The 14,875-nt window shown below is 31.8% G+C and carries 24 protein-coding genes; all 24 read right to left on the reverse strand.

Annotation, left to right across the window (positions count from 1 at the left end; genetic code table 11):
- Window positions 1-266: 266 nt before the first annotated feature.
- The 24 genes from FMM56_RS01660 to hsdR all read right to left on the reverse strand — a co-directional run bounded on the left by FMM56_RS01660 (window position 267) and on the right by hsdR (window position 14,772).
- Window positions 267-926, reverse strand: a complete 660-nt coding sequence (locus FMM56_RS01660) for a Fic family protein (protein WP_150180363.1) — start codon at window positions 924-926, stop codon at window positions 267-269.
- A gap of 59 nt (window positions 927-985) precedes the next feature.
- Entirely contained in the window at window positions 986-2,251 is a 1,266-nt protein-coding gene (secY, locus tag FMM56_RS01665; protein ID WP_150141345.1) for a preprotein translocase subunit SecY, read from the reverse strand.
- The gene (rplO, locus tag FMM56_RS01670) at window positions 2,251-2,643 is read right to left on the reverse strand and encodes a 50S ribosomal protein L15 (RefSeq protein ID WP_150180362.1); all 393 of its coding nucleotides are present in this window, start codon (window positions 2,641-2,643) and stop codon (window positions 2,251-2,253) included. Before rplO ends, secY begins: the two co-directional genes overlap by 1 nt.
- Before the next feature lie 3 nt (window positions 2,644-2,646).
- Window positions 2,647-3,090 (reverse strand): 30S ribosomal protein S5, encoded by a 444-nt coding sequence (gene rpsE / locus FMM56_RS01675; protein WP_150141349.1) that lies wholly within the window; start codon window positions 3,088-3,090, stop codon window positions 2,647-2,649.
- A gap of 9 nt (window positions 3,091-3,099) precedes the next feature.
- Entirely contained in the window at window positions 3,100-3,456 is a 357-nt protein-coding gene (gene rplR, locus FMM56_RS01680; RefSeq protein ID WP_150141351.1) for a 50S ribosomal protein L18, read from the reverse strand.
- A 9-nt stretch (window positions 3,457-3,465) separates the two neighbouring features.
- A complete protein-coding gene (gene rplF / locus FMM56_RS01685) occupies window positions 3,466-4,005 on the reverse strand; it encodes a 50S ribosomal protein L6 (RefSeq protein ID WP_150141353.1) in 540 nt (179 codons plus the stop codon).
- A 62-nt stretch (window positions 4,006-4,067) separates the two neighbouring features.
- On the reverse strand, window positions 4,068-4,463 hold the full coding sequence (rpsH, locus tag FMM56_RS01690; RefSeq protein WP_150141354.1) for a 30S ribosomal protein S8: 396 nt from the start codon (window positions 4,461-4,463) through the stop codon (window positions 4,068-4,070).
- An 11-nt stretch (window positions 4,464-4,474) separates the two neighbouring features.
- The gene (locus tag FMM56_RS01695) at window positions 4,475-4,660 is read right to left on the reverse strand and encodes a type Z 30S ribosomal protein S14 (RefSeq protein ID WP_150141356.1); all 186 of its coding nucleotides are present in this window, start codon (window positions 4,658-4,660) and stop codon (window positions 4,475-4,477) included.
- Window positions 4,653-5,207 carry a 50S ribosomal protein L5 gene (rplE, locus tag FMM56_RS01700; RefSeq protein ID WP_150151449.1) on the reverse strand — a complete coding sequence of 185 codons (555 nt, stop codon included), beginning with the start codon at window positions 5,205-5,207 and terminating at the stop codon, window positions 4,653-4,655. Before rplE ends, FMM56_RS01695 begins: the two co-directional genes overlap by 8 nt.
- Window positions 5,208-5,435, reverse strand: coding sequence for a 50S ribosomal protein L24 (rplX, locus tag FMM56_RS01705; protein ID WP_150141359.1), 228 nt, complete (start codon window positions 5,433-5,435; stop codon window positions 5,208-5,210).
- Window positions 5,432-5,800 (reverse strand): 50S ribosomal protein L14, encoded by a 369-nt coding sequence (rplN, locus tag FMM56_RS01710; RefSeq protein ID WP_150141361.1) that lies wholly within the window; start codon window positions 5,798-5,800, stop codon window positions 5,432-5,434. The genes rplX and rplN overlap by 4 nt, the downstream gene beginning before the upstream one ends.
- Window positions 5,800-6,051 carry a 30S ribosomal protein S17 gene (rpsQ, locus tag FMM56_RS01715; RefSeq protein WP_150141363.1) on the reverse strand — a complete coding sequence of 84 codons (252 nt, stop codon included), beginning with the start codon at window positions 6,049-6,051 and terminating at the stop codon, window positions 5,800-5,802. Before rpsQ ends, rplN begins: the two co-directional genes overlap by 1 nt.
- Window positions 6,052-6,054: 3 nt before the next feature.
- The gene (gene rpmC, locus FMM56_RS01720) at window positions 6,055-6,246 is read right to left on the reverse strand and encodes a 50S ribosomal protein L29 (RefSeq protein ID WP_150141365.1); all 192 of its coding nucleotides are present in this window, start codon (window positions 6,244-6,246) and stop codon (window positions 6,055-6,057) included.
- Window positions 6,233-6,658, reverse strand: a complete 426-nt coding sequence (gene rplP, locus FMM56_RS01725; RefSeq protein WP_150151446.1) for a 50S ribosomal protein L16 — start codon at window positions 6,656-6,658, stop codon at window positions 6,233-6,235. The genes rpmC and rplP overlap by 14 nt, the downstream gene beginning before the upstream one ends.
- 2 nt (window positions 6,659-6,660) lie before the next feature.
- Complete coding sequence (gene rpsC / locus FMM56_RS01730; RefSeq protein WP_150151443.1) at window positions 6,661-7,362, reverse strand: 30S ribosomal protein S3; 702 nt, start codon at window positions 7,360-7,362, stop codon at window positions 6,661-6,663.
- Window positions 7,362-7,733 carry a 50S ribosomal protein L22 gene (rplV, locus tag FMM56_RS01735; protein ID WP_150141370.1) on the reverse strand — a complete coding sequence of 124 codons (372 nt, stop codon included), beginning with the start codon at window positions 7,731-7,733 and terminating at the stop codon, window positions 7,362-7,364. The genes rpsC and rplV overlap by 1 nt, the downstream gene beginning before the upstream one ends.
- Before the next feature lie 9 nt (window positions 7,734-7,742).
- Window positions 7,743-8,024, reverse strand: coding sequence for a 30S ribosomal protein S19 (gene rpsS / locus FMM56_RS01740; RefSeq protein WP_150141372.1), 282 nt, complete (start codon window positions 8,022-8,024; stop codon window positions 7,743-7,745).
- A gap of 1 nt (window position 8,025) precedes the next feature.
- Complete coding sequence (rplB, locus tag FMM56_RS01745; protein WP_150141374.1) at window positions 8,026-8,856, reverse strand: 50S ribosomal protein L2; 831 nt, start codon at window positions 8,854-8,856, stop codon at window positions 8,026-8,028.
- A 1-nt stretch (window position 8,857) separates the two neighbouring features.
- Entirely contained in the window at window positions 8,858-9,139 is a 282-nt protein-coding gene (locus FMM56_RS01750) for a 50S ribosomal protein L23 (RefSeq protein WP_150141375.1), read from the reverse strand.
- On the reverse strand, window positions 9,139-9,753 hold the full coding sequence (rplD, locus tag FMM56_RS01755; RefSeq protein ID WP_150141377.1) for a 50S ribosomal protein L4: 615 nt from the start codon (window positions 9,751-9,753) through the stop codon (window positions 9,139-9,141). Before rplD ends, FMM56_RS01750 begins: the two co-directional genes overlap by 1 nt.
- Complete coding sequence (gene rplC, locus FMM56_RS01760; protein WP_150180360.1) at window positions 9,750-10,325, reverse strand: 50S ribosomal protein L3; 576 nt, start codon at window positions 10,323-10,325, stop codon at window positions 9,750-9,752. Before rplC ends, rplD begins: the two co-directional genes overlap by 4 nt.
- A gap of 9 nt (window positions 10,326-10,334) precedes the next feature.
- Window positions 10,335-10,646, reverse strand: a complete 312-nt coding sequence (gene rpsJ / locus FMM56_RS01765) for a 30S ribosomal protein S10 (protein WP_150141380.1) — start codon at window positions 10,644-10,646, stop codon at window positions 10,335-10,337.
- A 305-nt stretch (window positions 10,647-10,951) separates the two neighbouring features.
- Window positions 10,952-12,466, reverse strand: coding sequence for a class I SAM-dependent DNA methyltransferase (locus tag FMM56_RS01770; protein WP_150207604.1), 1,515 nt, complete (start codon window positions 12,464-12,466; stop codon window positions 10,952-10,954).
- An 11-nt stretch (window positions 12,467-12,477) separates the two neighbouring features.
- Complete coding sequence (gene hsdR, locus FMM56_RS01775) at window positions 12,478-14,772, reverse strand: EcoAI/FtnUII family type I restriction enzme subunit R (RefSeq protein ID WP_150207606.1); 2,295 nt, start codon at window positions 14,770-14,772, stop codon at window positions 12,478-12,480.
- Between the last annotated feature and the right edge of the window lie 103 nt (window positions 14,773-14,875).

Here is a 14,875-nt window from a genome sequence, read left to right on the forward strand (position 1 = left end):
CTAGCTTGTTTTTTAATTAATCTTTCAAAGCCAAAAAACCATTCATCATTAAGCTTAAATTTTTCATGTTGTTTAAGATTAAAAGAAAGTGGGAGCATTTTTTCATTTATTATTAAAAAACTATCAATTACATGTTTATATCTATCAATGCCTGTTTATTGAACACTAACTTCAAATTCTAAAATATCAATGTCTTTATTTTTTAATATATATTTCATTTATCTTATTTCGCATTTTTTATATTTTTAATATTATATAAAAAGTTTTTATTTTTTTCGTACTTTTTTGGGCTTTAATAATTTTATAAATTTTTCAAATCTCTCTTTTTCAAGAACTTGAAGTTTTTTAGCAAAGTTTAAAAAGTCTTTTATATTTTCTTCTCTTAAATATGCTATATATCTTTCTTTTTCTTCTTGGGGCACAATAATAGGGCTTAAATTTTGTTCTAAACAAGAATAAACCATTAAGAGTCTGCCAATTCTACCATTGCCATCGCTAAATGGGTGAATTCTTTCAAAGTTAATGTGGCTTTCTAAAATAGCTTTTGTTTTGTCGTCATCATTTTTTGCTAGGTCAAATTTATAATATAAATTGTCTATTAAATCTTTAAGTTGGATTGGCACTAAATAAGGCTTTGTCGGTTCAAAATTCGTCCCTATAATGACATTTTCTATTTTTTTAAATTGCCCATTATTGTCTATCAAATCTTGTATAATAAAATAATAAAATTCTTTTATAAGTTCATTATCAAGTTTTTTATAATGTTTTAAATTTTCTATGAATTTTGGCAAAAGATTTTTATAGTTTCTTACTTCGTAAAATTCTCTTTCTTTTACAGCTCTTAGAATGTAATTATTTAAAATGATTGATTTACACTGGGTATAACTTAGGGTATTGCCCTCTATGCCAATGCTGTGATAAGCCATTCTTAGGCATAAATCAAGTAAGTATTTTGATTAAATTTCACTTTAAAAAGCTGTAAGACTTAAAGCCCTACAGCAGAAAGTGTTTGATATTTACTCATATAAATTTGAGCTTCTATTTTTCTCATTGTATCAAGTGCTACTTGTACTACTATTAAAACAGATGTGCCACCAAAATAAAAAGGCACGCCCATAAATTTTACTAAGACCCAAGGAAGAGTTGAAACAAGCCCAAGGTAAATAGAACCAGAAAGCGTAAGGCGAGAGGCTACCTCGTTTAAATAATGTGCAGTTCCTTCGCCTGGTCTAATGCCTGGTATAAAACCACCTTGTTTTTTAAGATTTTCTGCTATGTCCTTAGCGTTAAATACTATAGAAGCATAAAAATACGCAAAGAAAATCACAAACAAAAAGGTTAAAAGATTGAAAACATAGCTATTAGGATTTAAAAAATCATTAATGGCTAATATATATTCGTTCGTGCTAGTTTGTAAAATGGTAGTTGGAAACATTAAAATAGCACTTGCGAAAATAGGAGGGATAACCCCACTTAAATTTACCTTAATAGGAATGTAATTCATAATACGTTTATTTTGATTTTGCATAACCACCTTGCGAGAATATGATATAGGAATACGTCTTTCTCCAAGTTCTACAAAGATGATAACACCTATTGTAACAAGAATTAAAAGTAAGATTATAAAGGCAGTTAAGAAATTCATTTCGCCTGAATTTATTTGTCCAACTGTGTTTGAGATAGCCGAAGGAATGGCTGAAACTATACCTGCAAAGATGATTAAAGAAATACCATTACCCACGCCTTTTTGTGTAATTTGTTCACCTAGCCACATTAAAAGCATGGTACCTGCTAACATAGATATAGCACAAAGTGCAATAAATACATTAATATCTTCTACCATAATAGCACCGGCCCCACCACGTCCATGTAAGCCTTGCAAACCAATAGCCACGCCTATACTTTGAATAAAGGTAATGAGAATGGTTGCATAACGAATTATTTGCATATATTTTTGTATGCTATCTCTTTCCTTTTTCATTTTGCCTATATTTGGAAAGGTAGCTGCTAAAAGCTCCATGATAATGGATGCTGTGATATAAGGCATAATGCCAAGAGAGATAATAGAAAAACGTTCGGCTGCCCCTCCACTAAAGACATTAAACAAGCCTAGGGCGTTGTTTTGATTAGTGTTAAAAAATTCGGCAATAACATCAGCATTGACGCCAGGAACAGGCACATAAGCTAGCACCCTATAAGCGAATAAAAATGCCAAGGTTATTAAAATTTTATTCGTCAATGCTTTATTCATTATTTTACACCACTAAGTGTTATATTTTCATTTTTAATTTTTGAGACTAAATTCCTTGCACTAGCACCTATAAGTTTAATCTTTGAAACAGATTTTGAAAGTTTATGTACGCCTTTAATACTTTCAATTGTAATCTCGTTTAAATCCTTTATAGCTACTATTCTTTCAACATTTATAACATAAGGTTTTTCGATTTTTGAACTAAAGCCTACCTTTGGCAATCTTCTTTGTAAAGGTTGTTGTCCACCTTCAAAACCTCTTTTTGCGTTATAGCCCTTTCTTGCAGTTTGTCCCTTGCCTCCACGGGTGGAAGTTTTACCCATACCACTTCCTTGACCACGACCTACTCTTTTTGTTTTATGTGTTGAGCCTACTGCTTTTGTTAAATTCATTATCTATCCTTTTAGCATTGTTAAAGCTTTTATAGTTGCACGAACTACATTTGCTGAATTATTTGACCCAAGCGATTTAGTTAAAATATCCTTAATACCTGCAAGTTCAACTATAGGACGAGTAGAACCACCAGCAATTACCCCAGTACCTTCACTAGCTGGTTTAAGTAAAATTCTACTTGCATTATATTTTACTTCTACTTCGTGTGCTATTGTATAACCCTTTGTTTTTACTTCTACTAAATTTTTAAAGGCATCATCTACGGCCTTGCGAATAGCATCAGGTACCTCCTTTGCCTTACCATAACCAACGCCTACTAAGCCCTTTCTATTGCCTATAATTACCAAGGCTGTAAAACGAAATCTTCTACCACCCTTAACAACCTTTGTAACTCTGCCTATATCAACAATTACTTCTTCAAATTCTTCTTTATTGTATTTTTCCATATTCTCTCCTTATAGCCTAATGCCATTTTCTCTTAAAGAATCAGCCAAGGTTGCAATAACACCATGATATACATAACCATTTCTATCAAAAATAGCCTTTTCTATCTTTTTGTCTTTTAAAATTTTTGCAAACTCACTAGCTATTTTTTTAGCACCTTCTTTATTTGCCTTAACTCCAACTTTTTTACCATCAACAGCAGCTAAAGTAATGGCCTTTGTATCATCTATTGCTTGAATATAAAGAGTTCTATTAGATTTAAATACAGAAATTCTAGGAGTGGTATCACAACCTGAAATTTTCGCACGAATTCGTTTTTTTCTCTTAATTTTCAAATTTAATTTTCTTTTTAATACATTTGCTCTCATTATCTATCCTTACTTTTTAGATGTCTTACCAGCTTTGCGTATAATGCGTTCATCAGCATATTTAACGCCTTTTCCTTTATACGGCTCAGGTGGTCTAAATTCACGGATTTGAGCAGCAACTTGTCCTACTACTTGTTTATCACTTCCCTTTACAATAACATTATTTTTATCAACTACAATCTCAATACCCTCAGGTATAGCAAAATTTATAGGGTGTGAAAAACCAAGACTTAATTCTAAAATTTTACCTTTTAAAGTAGCCTTGTAACCAACCCCATTTATTTCAAGTGTTTTTGAAAAACCTTGAGTTAAACCAATAACTACATTATAAGCTAATGCCCTATAAGTTCCCCAATAAGCCCTACTTTGCCTATCATCTCCTTTTGAAGTAAAAATAAGCGTATTGCCATCTTTTAACTCAACATTTACATTAGCCTTTGTGTCTAATTCTTTTGCTAAATTCCCTTTTTTAAATTTAAGCAAGGTTCCTTCTAATTTTACTTCAACCCCAGAAGGAATATTTATGGGTTGTTTTCCTATACGAGACATTTTTTTCCTTTTTACTTGTCTAGGATATCTTAAAAATACCCAATGCCATAAAAAGCATTATCTTACCAAATGGTACATAAAATTTCGCCACCAACACCAGCCTTAAACGCTTCATCATTTGCCAAAACGCCATGACTTGTGCTAACTACGATAGTACCATAACCATTTTTAAATCTTTTAATATCTTCCTTACCCTTATAAACGCGACGACCAGGCTTTGAAATTCTTTTAATCTCATTAATAACGCTTTTGCCTTTTTCATCGTATTTTAAAACAACGCTAATAAATTTCTTTTTATCTTCTTCTATTACAGAAAAACTTTCAATATAGCCCTTTGTTTGAAAAATGCCAACTAAAGCTTCCACAACCTTAGAATGTAAAAGTTTAGTAGTTTCAAGTCTTCTTAAACTTGCATTTCTAATACGAGTAAGTGAATCTGAAATAATATCATTCATCATAATTTATCCTTTTACCAGCTTGCTTTTTTAAGACCAGGAATTAAGCCTTCATTGCCCATTTTTCTAAGGCAAACCCTACAAATTCCAAAATCTTGATATACTGAATGTGGACGTCCGCAAATTTGACATCTTGTATAGCCTCTAACTTTAAATTTAGGTTTTCTAGCCGCCTTTGCAATCATTGATTTTTTAGCCATTTTGTCTTCCTTTTGCGAATGGTACTCCTATGAGTTCTAATAATTTTTGTGCTTCTTTGTCATTTTGTGCAGTGGTAACGATAGAAATGTTCATTCCATGAGTTCTTAAAATTTTATCATACTCAACTTCTGGGAACATTAACTGCTCATCAAGCCCAAAATTATAATTGCCCCTTCCATCAAAACCATCTCTTGATAAACCTCTAAAATCCTTTACCCTAGGCAAGGCTATAGAAATTAATTTATCTAAAAAGGCAAACATATTATCCTTTCTTAGTGTAACCATTACGCCAACAGGAAAGCCATCTCTCACCTTAAAACCAGCAACTGATTTTTTAGCCTTGGTAATAACAGCCTTTTGACCAGCGATTAAAGATATAGTATCAGATACATTTTGCAAAACCTTTTGGTCCTTTGCAAGCTCACCAGCACCTACGCTAATAACAAGCTTTTCGATAGCAGGGATTAACATAGGATTTTTAATATCAAATTCCTTAGCCAAAGCAGCCTTTATGCTTTGATTATATTTTTCTTTTAATCTCATAATCTAAACCTTTGCCACATTAGAAATATCCATAGGCATTTCTTTATTAATAAAACCACCATTTGGATTTTTATCATTAGGCTTTACTGCTTTTTTAGCAAGTTTACAACCCTCAACAACTACCTTTAAAGTCTTTGGGTACACTGCTAAAACCTTACCTTCCTTGCCCTTGTCATCACCAGCGATAATTTTAACGCTATCACCTTTTTTGATTTTTAACTTAGCCATTATAATACCTCCGGTGCAAGTGAAACGATTTTCATAAAACCACCATATCTAACCTCACGACCTATAGGACCAAAAATACGAGTTCCAATAGGCTCTCTTTTATTATCAAGTATAACAGCAGCATTTTCATCAAAACGAATCAAAGACCCATTATCTCTATGAATTTCTTTTTTTGTTCTTACAATAACTGCCTTTACAACTTGCCCCTTTTTAACCTTACCATTTGGCAAAGCCTTTTTTACAGAAGCTACGATAACATCACCTATGGTAGCATATCTTCTTTTACTACCACCTAAAACCTTTATACACATAAGTTCCTTTGCGCCACTATTATCAGCGACTGCAAGTCTTGTAAAACTTTGAATCATTACTCAACTCCTGTAGATAATACAGCTTTTAAACGAAAGGCCTTTCTTTTTGAAATAGGACGACACTCAATCGCAACAGCGACATCGCCTACTTTTAGCTCGTTTTTTTCATCGTGAATAAGATATTTTTTAAAACGTTTTACAATCTTTCTATATCTAGGATGAACAACCTTTCTTTCTGCTAAGATATTTGCTGTTTTGTTTCCAGAAATTTGAACTACAACACCTTGAATTTCTCTTTTTAATGCCATAATTTATCCTTGTTTTAAAGCACTGATTGCTGTATTAATTCTAGCAATATCTTTTTTAACTTGACCAATCTCTTTTGGATTAGTAAGTTGCATTGTTTTTAGCTTTTGTTTTAAAGTAAATAAAAGCAACTTTTTTTCTTTTAGCATCTCATTTAACTCGTCTTTATTTTTGTCTTTAAGCTCAGTAAATTTCATTTTGACTCTCTCTTGTAACAAATTTAGTCTTAAATGGTAGTTTATGCATAGCTAAAGTTAAGGCCTCTTTTGCCATTTCTTCGCTAACACCTGCCATTTCATATATAATGCGACCTGGTCTTATATTCATAACCCATTCTTCAACGCCACCTTTACCTTTACCCATACGAGTTTCAAGAGGCTTTTTTGTCAAAGGTTTATCAGGGAAAACTCTAATCCAGGTTTTACCTTGTCTTTTTACAAAACGCGTTAATGCAATACGAGCTGCTTCTATTTGACGAGAATTTATACGACCTGCTTCAGTAGCTTTTAAAGCATAATCACCAAAGGTAAATTCAGTCCCTCTATTAGCATAGCCTCTATTGCGACCCTTCATCATTTTACGATATTTTGTTCTTTTTGGCATTAACATGATTATTTACTCCTTCTAGTACGTCTTGTTTTTTTAGCAGGAGTTACTTCTTCATTTTTATCAGCTTGAACGCCTTTTTGTAGAACCTCGCCTTTAAAAATCCATACCTTAACACCTATATTTCCATAAGTTGTCCTAGCCTCAGCAAAACCATAATCAATCTTAGCCCTTAAAGTATGCAAAGGAACGCGTCCTTCTAAATACCATTCAGTTCTAGCCATTTCAGCCCCACCTAAACGACCAGAAACAGATACCTTAATACCCTTTGCACCAGCCTTTTGAGCCCCTTGGATAACCTTTTTCATAGCCCTTCTAAATGCTATTCTTTTTTCAAGTTGAGTGGCTACGCTTTCAGCAGCAAGTTGGGCAGAAGAACCAGCCTTTCTTTCTTCTTTTATATTGATATTTACATCTTTTCCTATGAGTTTTTGTAACTCTTGTCTTAGATTATCAACATCGCTACCCTTTTTGCCTATTATAATCCCAGGTCTTGCAGCTACTACTGTAACGCGTAATTTTTTAGCTGTTCTTTCTACTAAAATTTGGCTAATTCCTGCATAATAAAGCTTTTTCTTTAAAAAAGCCCTAATCTTATAATCTTCACCTATATTTTCTGATAAATTCGCCTTAGTTGGAAACCATCTTGATTCCCAATTTCTGTTGATTCCTAATCTTAAACCAATCGGATTTACTTTTTGTCCCATTAATTTTCCTTTTTACTCGCTTTAGTGCTTGACTTAGTTTTTTTAGTCTTTTCTTCGCTTTTTTCAACCTCTACTAAGATATGTGAAGTAGGTTTTCTAATGCGACTTGCACTTCCTCTAGCCCTTGGTCTAAATCTTCTTAACACAGAAGCTGCATCAACACGGCAACTTTTTACTATCACTTCATTTGCCTCAAAGCCACCATTTGCAACGGCACTTGAGATTGCATTTGCTATGTATTTTGCACCCTTATTTGGCATAAATTTTAAACTAGCCATAGCAAGTTCGGCATTCATACCTTGTACTTCTCTTGCTATAAGCCTTGCCTTTGTAGGAGATAATCTTATGAATTTAATCAAAGCCTTACTCATAATACTCTCCTATTTGCCTATTTTCTTTTGCACTGAGCCCTTGTGGCCTTTAAAAGTGCGTGTTGGTGCAAATTCACCTAATTTATACCCTATATGATTTTCAGTAATATACACAGGGATAAAACTCTTACCATTGTGAACATTAAAGGTTAAGCCTATCATATCAGGTATGATAGTACTACGTCTTGACCAGGTTTTAATAGGCTTATTATCATTTGCCTTTTTCGCCTGTGCTACCTTTTTCATAACATGTTCATCTACGAAAGGACCTTTTTTAAGCGACCTAGCCATTTTATTTTCCTTTTCTTCTTGAAATTATTAATCTATCACTTGCTTTTTTGCGACGAGTTTTTGCGCCCTTAGTTGGTTTACCCCAAGGTGTTACAGGATGACGACCTGAATTTTTCTTACCCTCACCACCACCATGTGGATGGTCTACTGGGTTCATAGCACTACCTCTTGTTTGAGGGCGAATTCCTAGGTATCTATTTCTACCAGCTTTTCCTATGCTAATATTTGCCCATTCTTCGTTCCCTACTTCACCTATACTAGCCATGCATTCTGCTAAAACCTGTCTCATTTCACCACTTGCAAGTCTTAAGATAACATATTTTTCTTCTTTACCCATGAGTTGTGCGTATGCACCGGCTGAGCGAATCATTTGTCCACCTTTGCCCGGCTTTAACTCTATATTATGAACTATAGTACCTACTGGTATACTTTTAAGTTTCATTGCATTACCCGGTTTTATATCAAGTCCACTTTCTGCTGAAGCAACTTTATCGCCTACTTTTAAGCCACGAGGTTGGATAATATATCTTTTTTCCCCATCTTTATAGGCAATAAGGGCGATTCTGCAGTTTCTATATGGGTCATATTCTATGCTTTCAACCTTGCCTTCAATGCCAAATTTACGACGTTTAAAATCAATAATTCTATAAAGTTTCTTAGCTCCTGCTTGTTTATGGCGACTTGTAATGCGTCCATAGCTATTTCTACCTGCATGGGCTGGAAGTTTAACTAGTAAAGAACGAACGCTAGGCTTTGCTGTTATGTCATCTGAGCTTAACCCTGTTATATATCTTCTACTTGGGGTGTAAGGTTTATAAGTTTTAATTGCCATATTAAGCCTCCGTATTTTCTAAGCTAACGCCTTCTGGTAGCTTTACATAGAATTTTTTATAGTCATTTCTTTGACCTACGCGTCCACGAAATCGTTTAATCTTTCCACTCATCTTTAAAGAATTTATGCTTTGAGGAGTTACACCAAAATATTCTTTTAAAACGGCTTTTAAGCCTGTTTTTGTCATTTTTGGCGAAGTTTGTATAACTACAACTCCACTTTCTTGCAATTTTAAACTTTTTTCAGTGTAAAGTATAGTTTTAATATCAGTAATATCTGCCATTAATTATCCTTTGTTATAGATTCTAATGCGGATTTTTCAATAAGCACAGCATTAAATACAGAAATTAAATAAGCATTAATCTCACTTATATCAACTGCATAAGCACTTGCTAAATTTCTAAACGCAAGAAAGGTTTTATCATCAAGCAAATCTTTGACAATCAAAACATCTTTAAAGCCAAGTTTTTTAACTAAATTACTAGCATCCTTTGTCTTGCCACTTTCGATATTTATGTTATCTACAACAAAAAGTGCACCCTTTGCTGCCTTATCTTCAAGGGCTCTTTCTAATGCTAATCTTTTTTGTTTTTTATTAACTTTTTGATAGAAATTTCTATTATTTTTAGGTCCAAACGCAACTGCACCTCCTACCCATACATTTGTACGAGTTGAACCAGCCCTTGCACCACCACGACCCTTTTGTCTCCAAGGCTTTTTACCACCTCCACTTACTTCACTTCTACTTTTTGTATGTGCTATATTTGCCCTACAAGCTGAAAGATAAGATTTTACATACAAATAAAGATTATGTGAATTTATTTGCGAATATCTTTCAGGTAAATCAAATTCACTTACCTTTTCAAAATTGTCGTTTAAAACACTAACCTTACTCATTTTGCAATCCTTATCCTGCCTATTGCACCGTTATATCCAGGAACTGAGCCTTTAACTACTAGAATTTGATTTTCTGCGTCATAAGATATAACTTCGTTTTTTACGCTTATTTTAACATTGCCATAATGTCCAGCCATTTTCATACCTGGTTGAACGCGACCTGGCCATTCTCTATTACCAATAGAACCATGTCTTCTATGAAATCTACTACCATGACTTGCTGGACCACCTGAAAAGCCGTGTCTTTTCATAACGCCACTATAACCTCTACCCTTAGAATTAAAGCTAATTTTTAAAATTTTAGCCTCATTTAAAGGACTTACATCTAAATCGCCAACTTCGGTATTTGCTACTTCTAAAACAACAAAACGATTAAATTCTTTGCTAAGATTGTATTTTTTTTGTTGTCCAGCTATGCATTTATTATTTGCTTTGCCTTTAACAAATGCCACTAAAGCCCTGTCATTGTCAAGCTCACATACCTTTGCTTTTACGATTTTTAGCAAGGTTACAGGGATACTTGGATTGCTAATAGTTCTACTCATTCCTATTTTTTCTACTATATATTCCATTTTTTATCCTTATTTTCCCATAGCCCTAACTTCAACATTAACCTCAGGGGCTAAATCAAGTTTAGTTAAAGAATCAACCGTATCAGGTGTAGCTGCGATAATATCTAGCATACGTGCGTGAATTCTTATCTCAAACTGCTCTCTTGAATCTTTGTTAATATGAGGAGATTTTAAAACTGTGTAACGTTTAATCTTAGTAGGCATAGGCACTGGACCTCTGATATCAGCACCTGTTCTCTTAACAGCTTCTACAATTGCTGCAACTGTTCTGTCTAGTACTCGATGGTCATAAGCTTTTAGCTTAAGCCTTATTCTTTCCATAATTTTTCCTTTAAAAAGAACTTGTTAGTATGAACTAACTAAAAATAAAATGTGATTTTAGTAAAAACCTTTTAAAAAGTCAAGAATTTTGTTAATTTTTTTGTATTTTTATACTTTTTATAAGGACAAAAATATAAATTTAAGTCCTTTAAAAATTTTATTTTTAACTGCTTTAAACTATGTATTTTTAGAAATTTAAGGCTTTTTTGAATGGGTTTTAAAGTGGGTTGGATTTAGTGAGTTTATATTTAAAAAAATTTTTATGAATTTTTTTTAAGGATTTTCAAAATTTGAAAATCCTTAATTTAGCTATTTTCATTGACTATATTATTAATCTTATCCATTATAGAATCAAGAGTGTTATTGAGTGTATCCCTTTCTTTTTTTATTTGTTCTATTAACTCATAAGGCTTTAAAATTTCTTCTTCTTCTTCATTTATAAAACCACATAAATCAAAATTATATTCCCTTTGTATAAGCTCATCTTTGCTAAAAGATTTTGCTTTAAAATTGTTTTTTTTATCTATTATGTCATTTTTACCATTTTCATACCACTCATAAAAAGGCTTAAAATGTTCTAATTTTATAGACTTTGTCTTACCAAAACTTTTAATCCCTTCTGGCATATCAAGGCGATAAAAATATGTATTTTGCGTTCCATTTTTACATTTATCAAAAAATAAAATATTTGTAGTAATACCAGTATAAGGTGCAAAAACGCTTTTTGGAAGTCGTACTATTAAATGTAGATTAAATTCATCTAAAAGTAGCTTTTTTATATTCTTTTTTATATTATCATTGCCAAATAAAAAACCATCAGGTAAAACCACAGCAGCCCTGCCATTTTCTTTTAATCTTTGAGTGATAAGAACCATAAATAAATCAGCCGTTTCATTAGCCTTAAATTTACTAGGAAAAAGATTTTTAATCTCAGAACCTTCGCTTCCTCCATAAGGTGGATTCATAGCTATTATATTAAATTGTTCTTTACTACATAAGTCTTCAAAAGCAGTATTAAAGGCATTATTATGGTCTAAGTTTGGATTTTCTATACCATTTATTAAAAATCCTGTTGCACAAAGTATATAAGGTAGAGATTTTTTTTCACAACCATAAAAACTATTATTTAAAATATCTCTATCAGCTGCACTTAATTTATTATTGCTTTCTAAATAATGATAAGCAGATATTAAAAAACCTCCGGTTCCACAAGCTAGGTCAGCTATTTTATCTTTAATTTGTGGTTTTAACATATCTATGACAAATTCAGTGACAGCCCTAGGCGTATAAAATTCACCAGCATTTCCTGCACTTTGCAAGGTTTTTAAAAAGGTTTCATAGGTTAAAGAAAGATTGGCCATATCATCTTTATTTTTAAATTCAAGCTCATCGATAATATCTATCACTTCTCTTAATAAAGTCCCATTTTTCATATAATTATTAGTATCTTCAAAGGCTTTTTTTACTATTCTTTGGTGAAGTGGTGCTTCACCATTTAAATAATTGATATTTTTAAGTGTTGGAAAGAGTTTATTATTAATAAATTCTAGCAACTCATCTCCAGTTTTTGTTTGTATAAAAAACTTTGTACCACCTTCTATTTCATAAGATTTAGCCCAATTATCCCAAGCTAATTCATTAGGTATTATAGAAGTATATTTTTTATCTAGCAAATTCGCCTCTGTTTTCCATTTTTTTTCATATAAATCATATACCTTTAAAAATAAAACCCAAACAATTTGCTCCATTCTTTGTGCATCCCCATTAACGCCTGCATCCTTTCGCATAATATCTTGAATCTTTTTAATATTTAACGCCATAATATTCTCCTTTATTGATATAGTTTTTCTTTAAACGTATTTATAGCTTCTTTATAGTTTTCTATTCCTCCAAAGGGCAAAAAAATTTCATCAAAATTACCATTAAATGGTTCATTTTGAAACACAGCTGGATTTTCTATTTCTACTATGCCATGTTGTGCATATTTTTCAAGTAATATTTCTAACACCCTTTTTGCATTTAACTGAAAGGTATTTATAAAATCATTCAATTTTTTAGCCCTTGTTTTTCTTGTAATAGGTTTTTTTCCATAAGCAAGAGAAAGGATTATATCAAATTCATCATATTCCTTATATTCTTTACATCCTTTTATATATTCAATAAAAATCAAATTTTCTTCAAGAATTTTAAAGAATTTAGTTTTATTTTTATTAGCATTCCAATCCCTTAAAAAATCTTCCAAACTTTGATATTTTTTGATTAAATTCTCCCTAGAATACCCTATGAAATCATCAGTTATTAGTTTGCCATTACTATCTAAAAGTTGGTGTTTTTCTCTTATTATATAGCAATCGATCCCATTTATTCTTATTTTTTCAGTAGGTGGCAAGGGTGGTGTTGGTGGGTCTATTATTATTGGTGGATATCCTCCTTTACCACCACTAATGCTACCACCTAATTTTCCTTGTATAGTTGGATAATCAGTAGGGTCAAAGCCTTCTTGCTTAAAATTTTCAACACTATTTTTAAAATCAAGTATGGTAAAATACTTTTTTCCTTTTTCTTCTAAAAGTCTAGTGCCTCGTCCTATAATTTGTTTAAATTCAGTAACCGAGTTTATATTTTTAGCTATAACAATAACCTTTACCATCTTTGTATCCACGCCAGTTGATAAAAGCCTAGAAGTTGTAACTATAACAGGATATACACTATCAGTGCTTACAAAATCATCAAGATTTTCTTTTCCTGTTTTATCAACCGAGGTTATACGAAGCACATAATGCTTTTCTTGTGCTTGAGCCCTGCTAACTTCATCGCTATTAGCGTTAATTAATTCTCTTCTCATTGTATTAGCATGGTCTTGATCTTCACAAAATACAATGGTTTTTGCATATCTATCTTTAAGGGTATATTTTAAAAAATTACTTATAGTTTGTGCGACAAGCCTAGTATAATCCTTAATCTCAATCTTATTATCAAAATCTTTTAATTTATATTCTTTATCATTAACAACAATTCCATCGTCAATATTACTATTATAACTTACCACCTTATATGGTGCTAAAAAGCCGTCTTCAATGCCTTTTTTAAGACTATAAACATAAATAGGTTCGCCAAAATAATCAATATTATCCTCTTTTTTTTCTTTATATTTAGGAGTAGCAGTCATACCTAATTGAATGGCAGGTTTAAAATACTCTACTATGCCTCTCCAAATAGAAGTTTCATTTGCACTTCCCCTATGACACTCATCTATAATAATCAAATCAAAAAAATCTTCTTTAAATTGCTTATAATGTTCTACTATTTTATTATCATCATTAGAAAAAAATTGCTGATAAAGTGCAAAATAAATATTATAATTTGATTTCATTTTTTTATTTTTTATTTTTGTCATCTTATCTTTAAAGACCTTATTAAAATCTCCTTGCATGGTTTGGTCAATTAAAGTATTTCTATCTACAAGATAAAGCACCCTTTTTACAATACCTGCCTTAAAAAGTCTATAAACAATCTGAAAAGATACATAGGTCTTACCAGTTCCAGTTGCCATTACAAGTAAAAGGCGATTTTGCCCCCTTGCTATAGCCTCTATACTTAAATTTACGGCATTTTCTTGATAATACCTTTCCTCTCTTGTTTTTCTATCGTTATTTATTTCATAATACCCAGGAGTTTGAAGTAGCTTTAATCTTTCTTTTGGTATGTTTTTATTTTCTATATAGCGATTATAAAGTTCATCAGGACTTGGAAATTCATCTATATTAAATTCTCTTTCTTTGCCAGTAAAACAATCATGTTCTATAAATTTTTTCCCATTACTAGCATATACAAACTTAATATCTAATTTAAAGGCATATTCTATAGCTTGTTGAATTCCATCTTCTGCTCGTTTATCATATCTTTTAGCCTCTATTATTGCAAGATTTACGCCATGTTTTCGTAAACAATAATCATATCTTTTATTTTCAACCCTTTTAACTTCATCTTTTAAAAAAACCATTCTTCCCTTTGTAAATTCCACATGTTTTCTCATGGTCCTTTCTTCGTTTATATCATCATCACGCCAACCAGCCCTAAGTAAACTTGGTGTAATAATCTTTTGCCTAACTTCGTTTTCATCCATATTGCAAGCCTTCAACAAATTTATAAATTCTAACAAATTTTTTTAAATCAAAAAATTTATTTTACCTTTTTTTGTTAGAATTAAACTTTTTAAAAAGGTCCAT

Origin of the sequence: Campylobacter sp. LR264d (genome assembly GCF_008633895.1) — a bacterium.
In the GTDB taxonomy this organism is placed as follows: domain Bacteria; phylum Campylobacterota; class Campylobacteria; order Campylobacterales; family Campylobacteraceae; genus Campylobacter_D.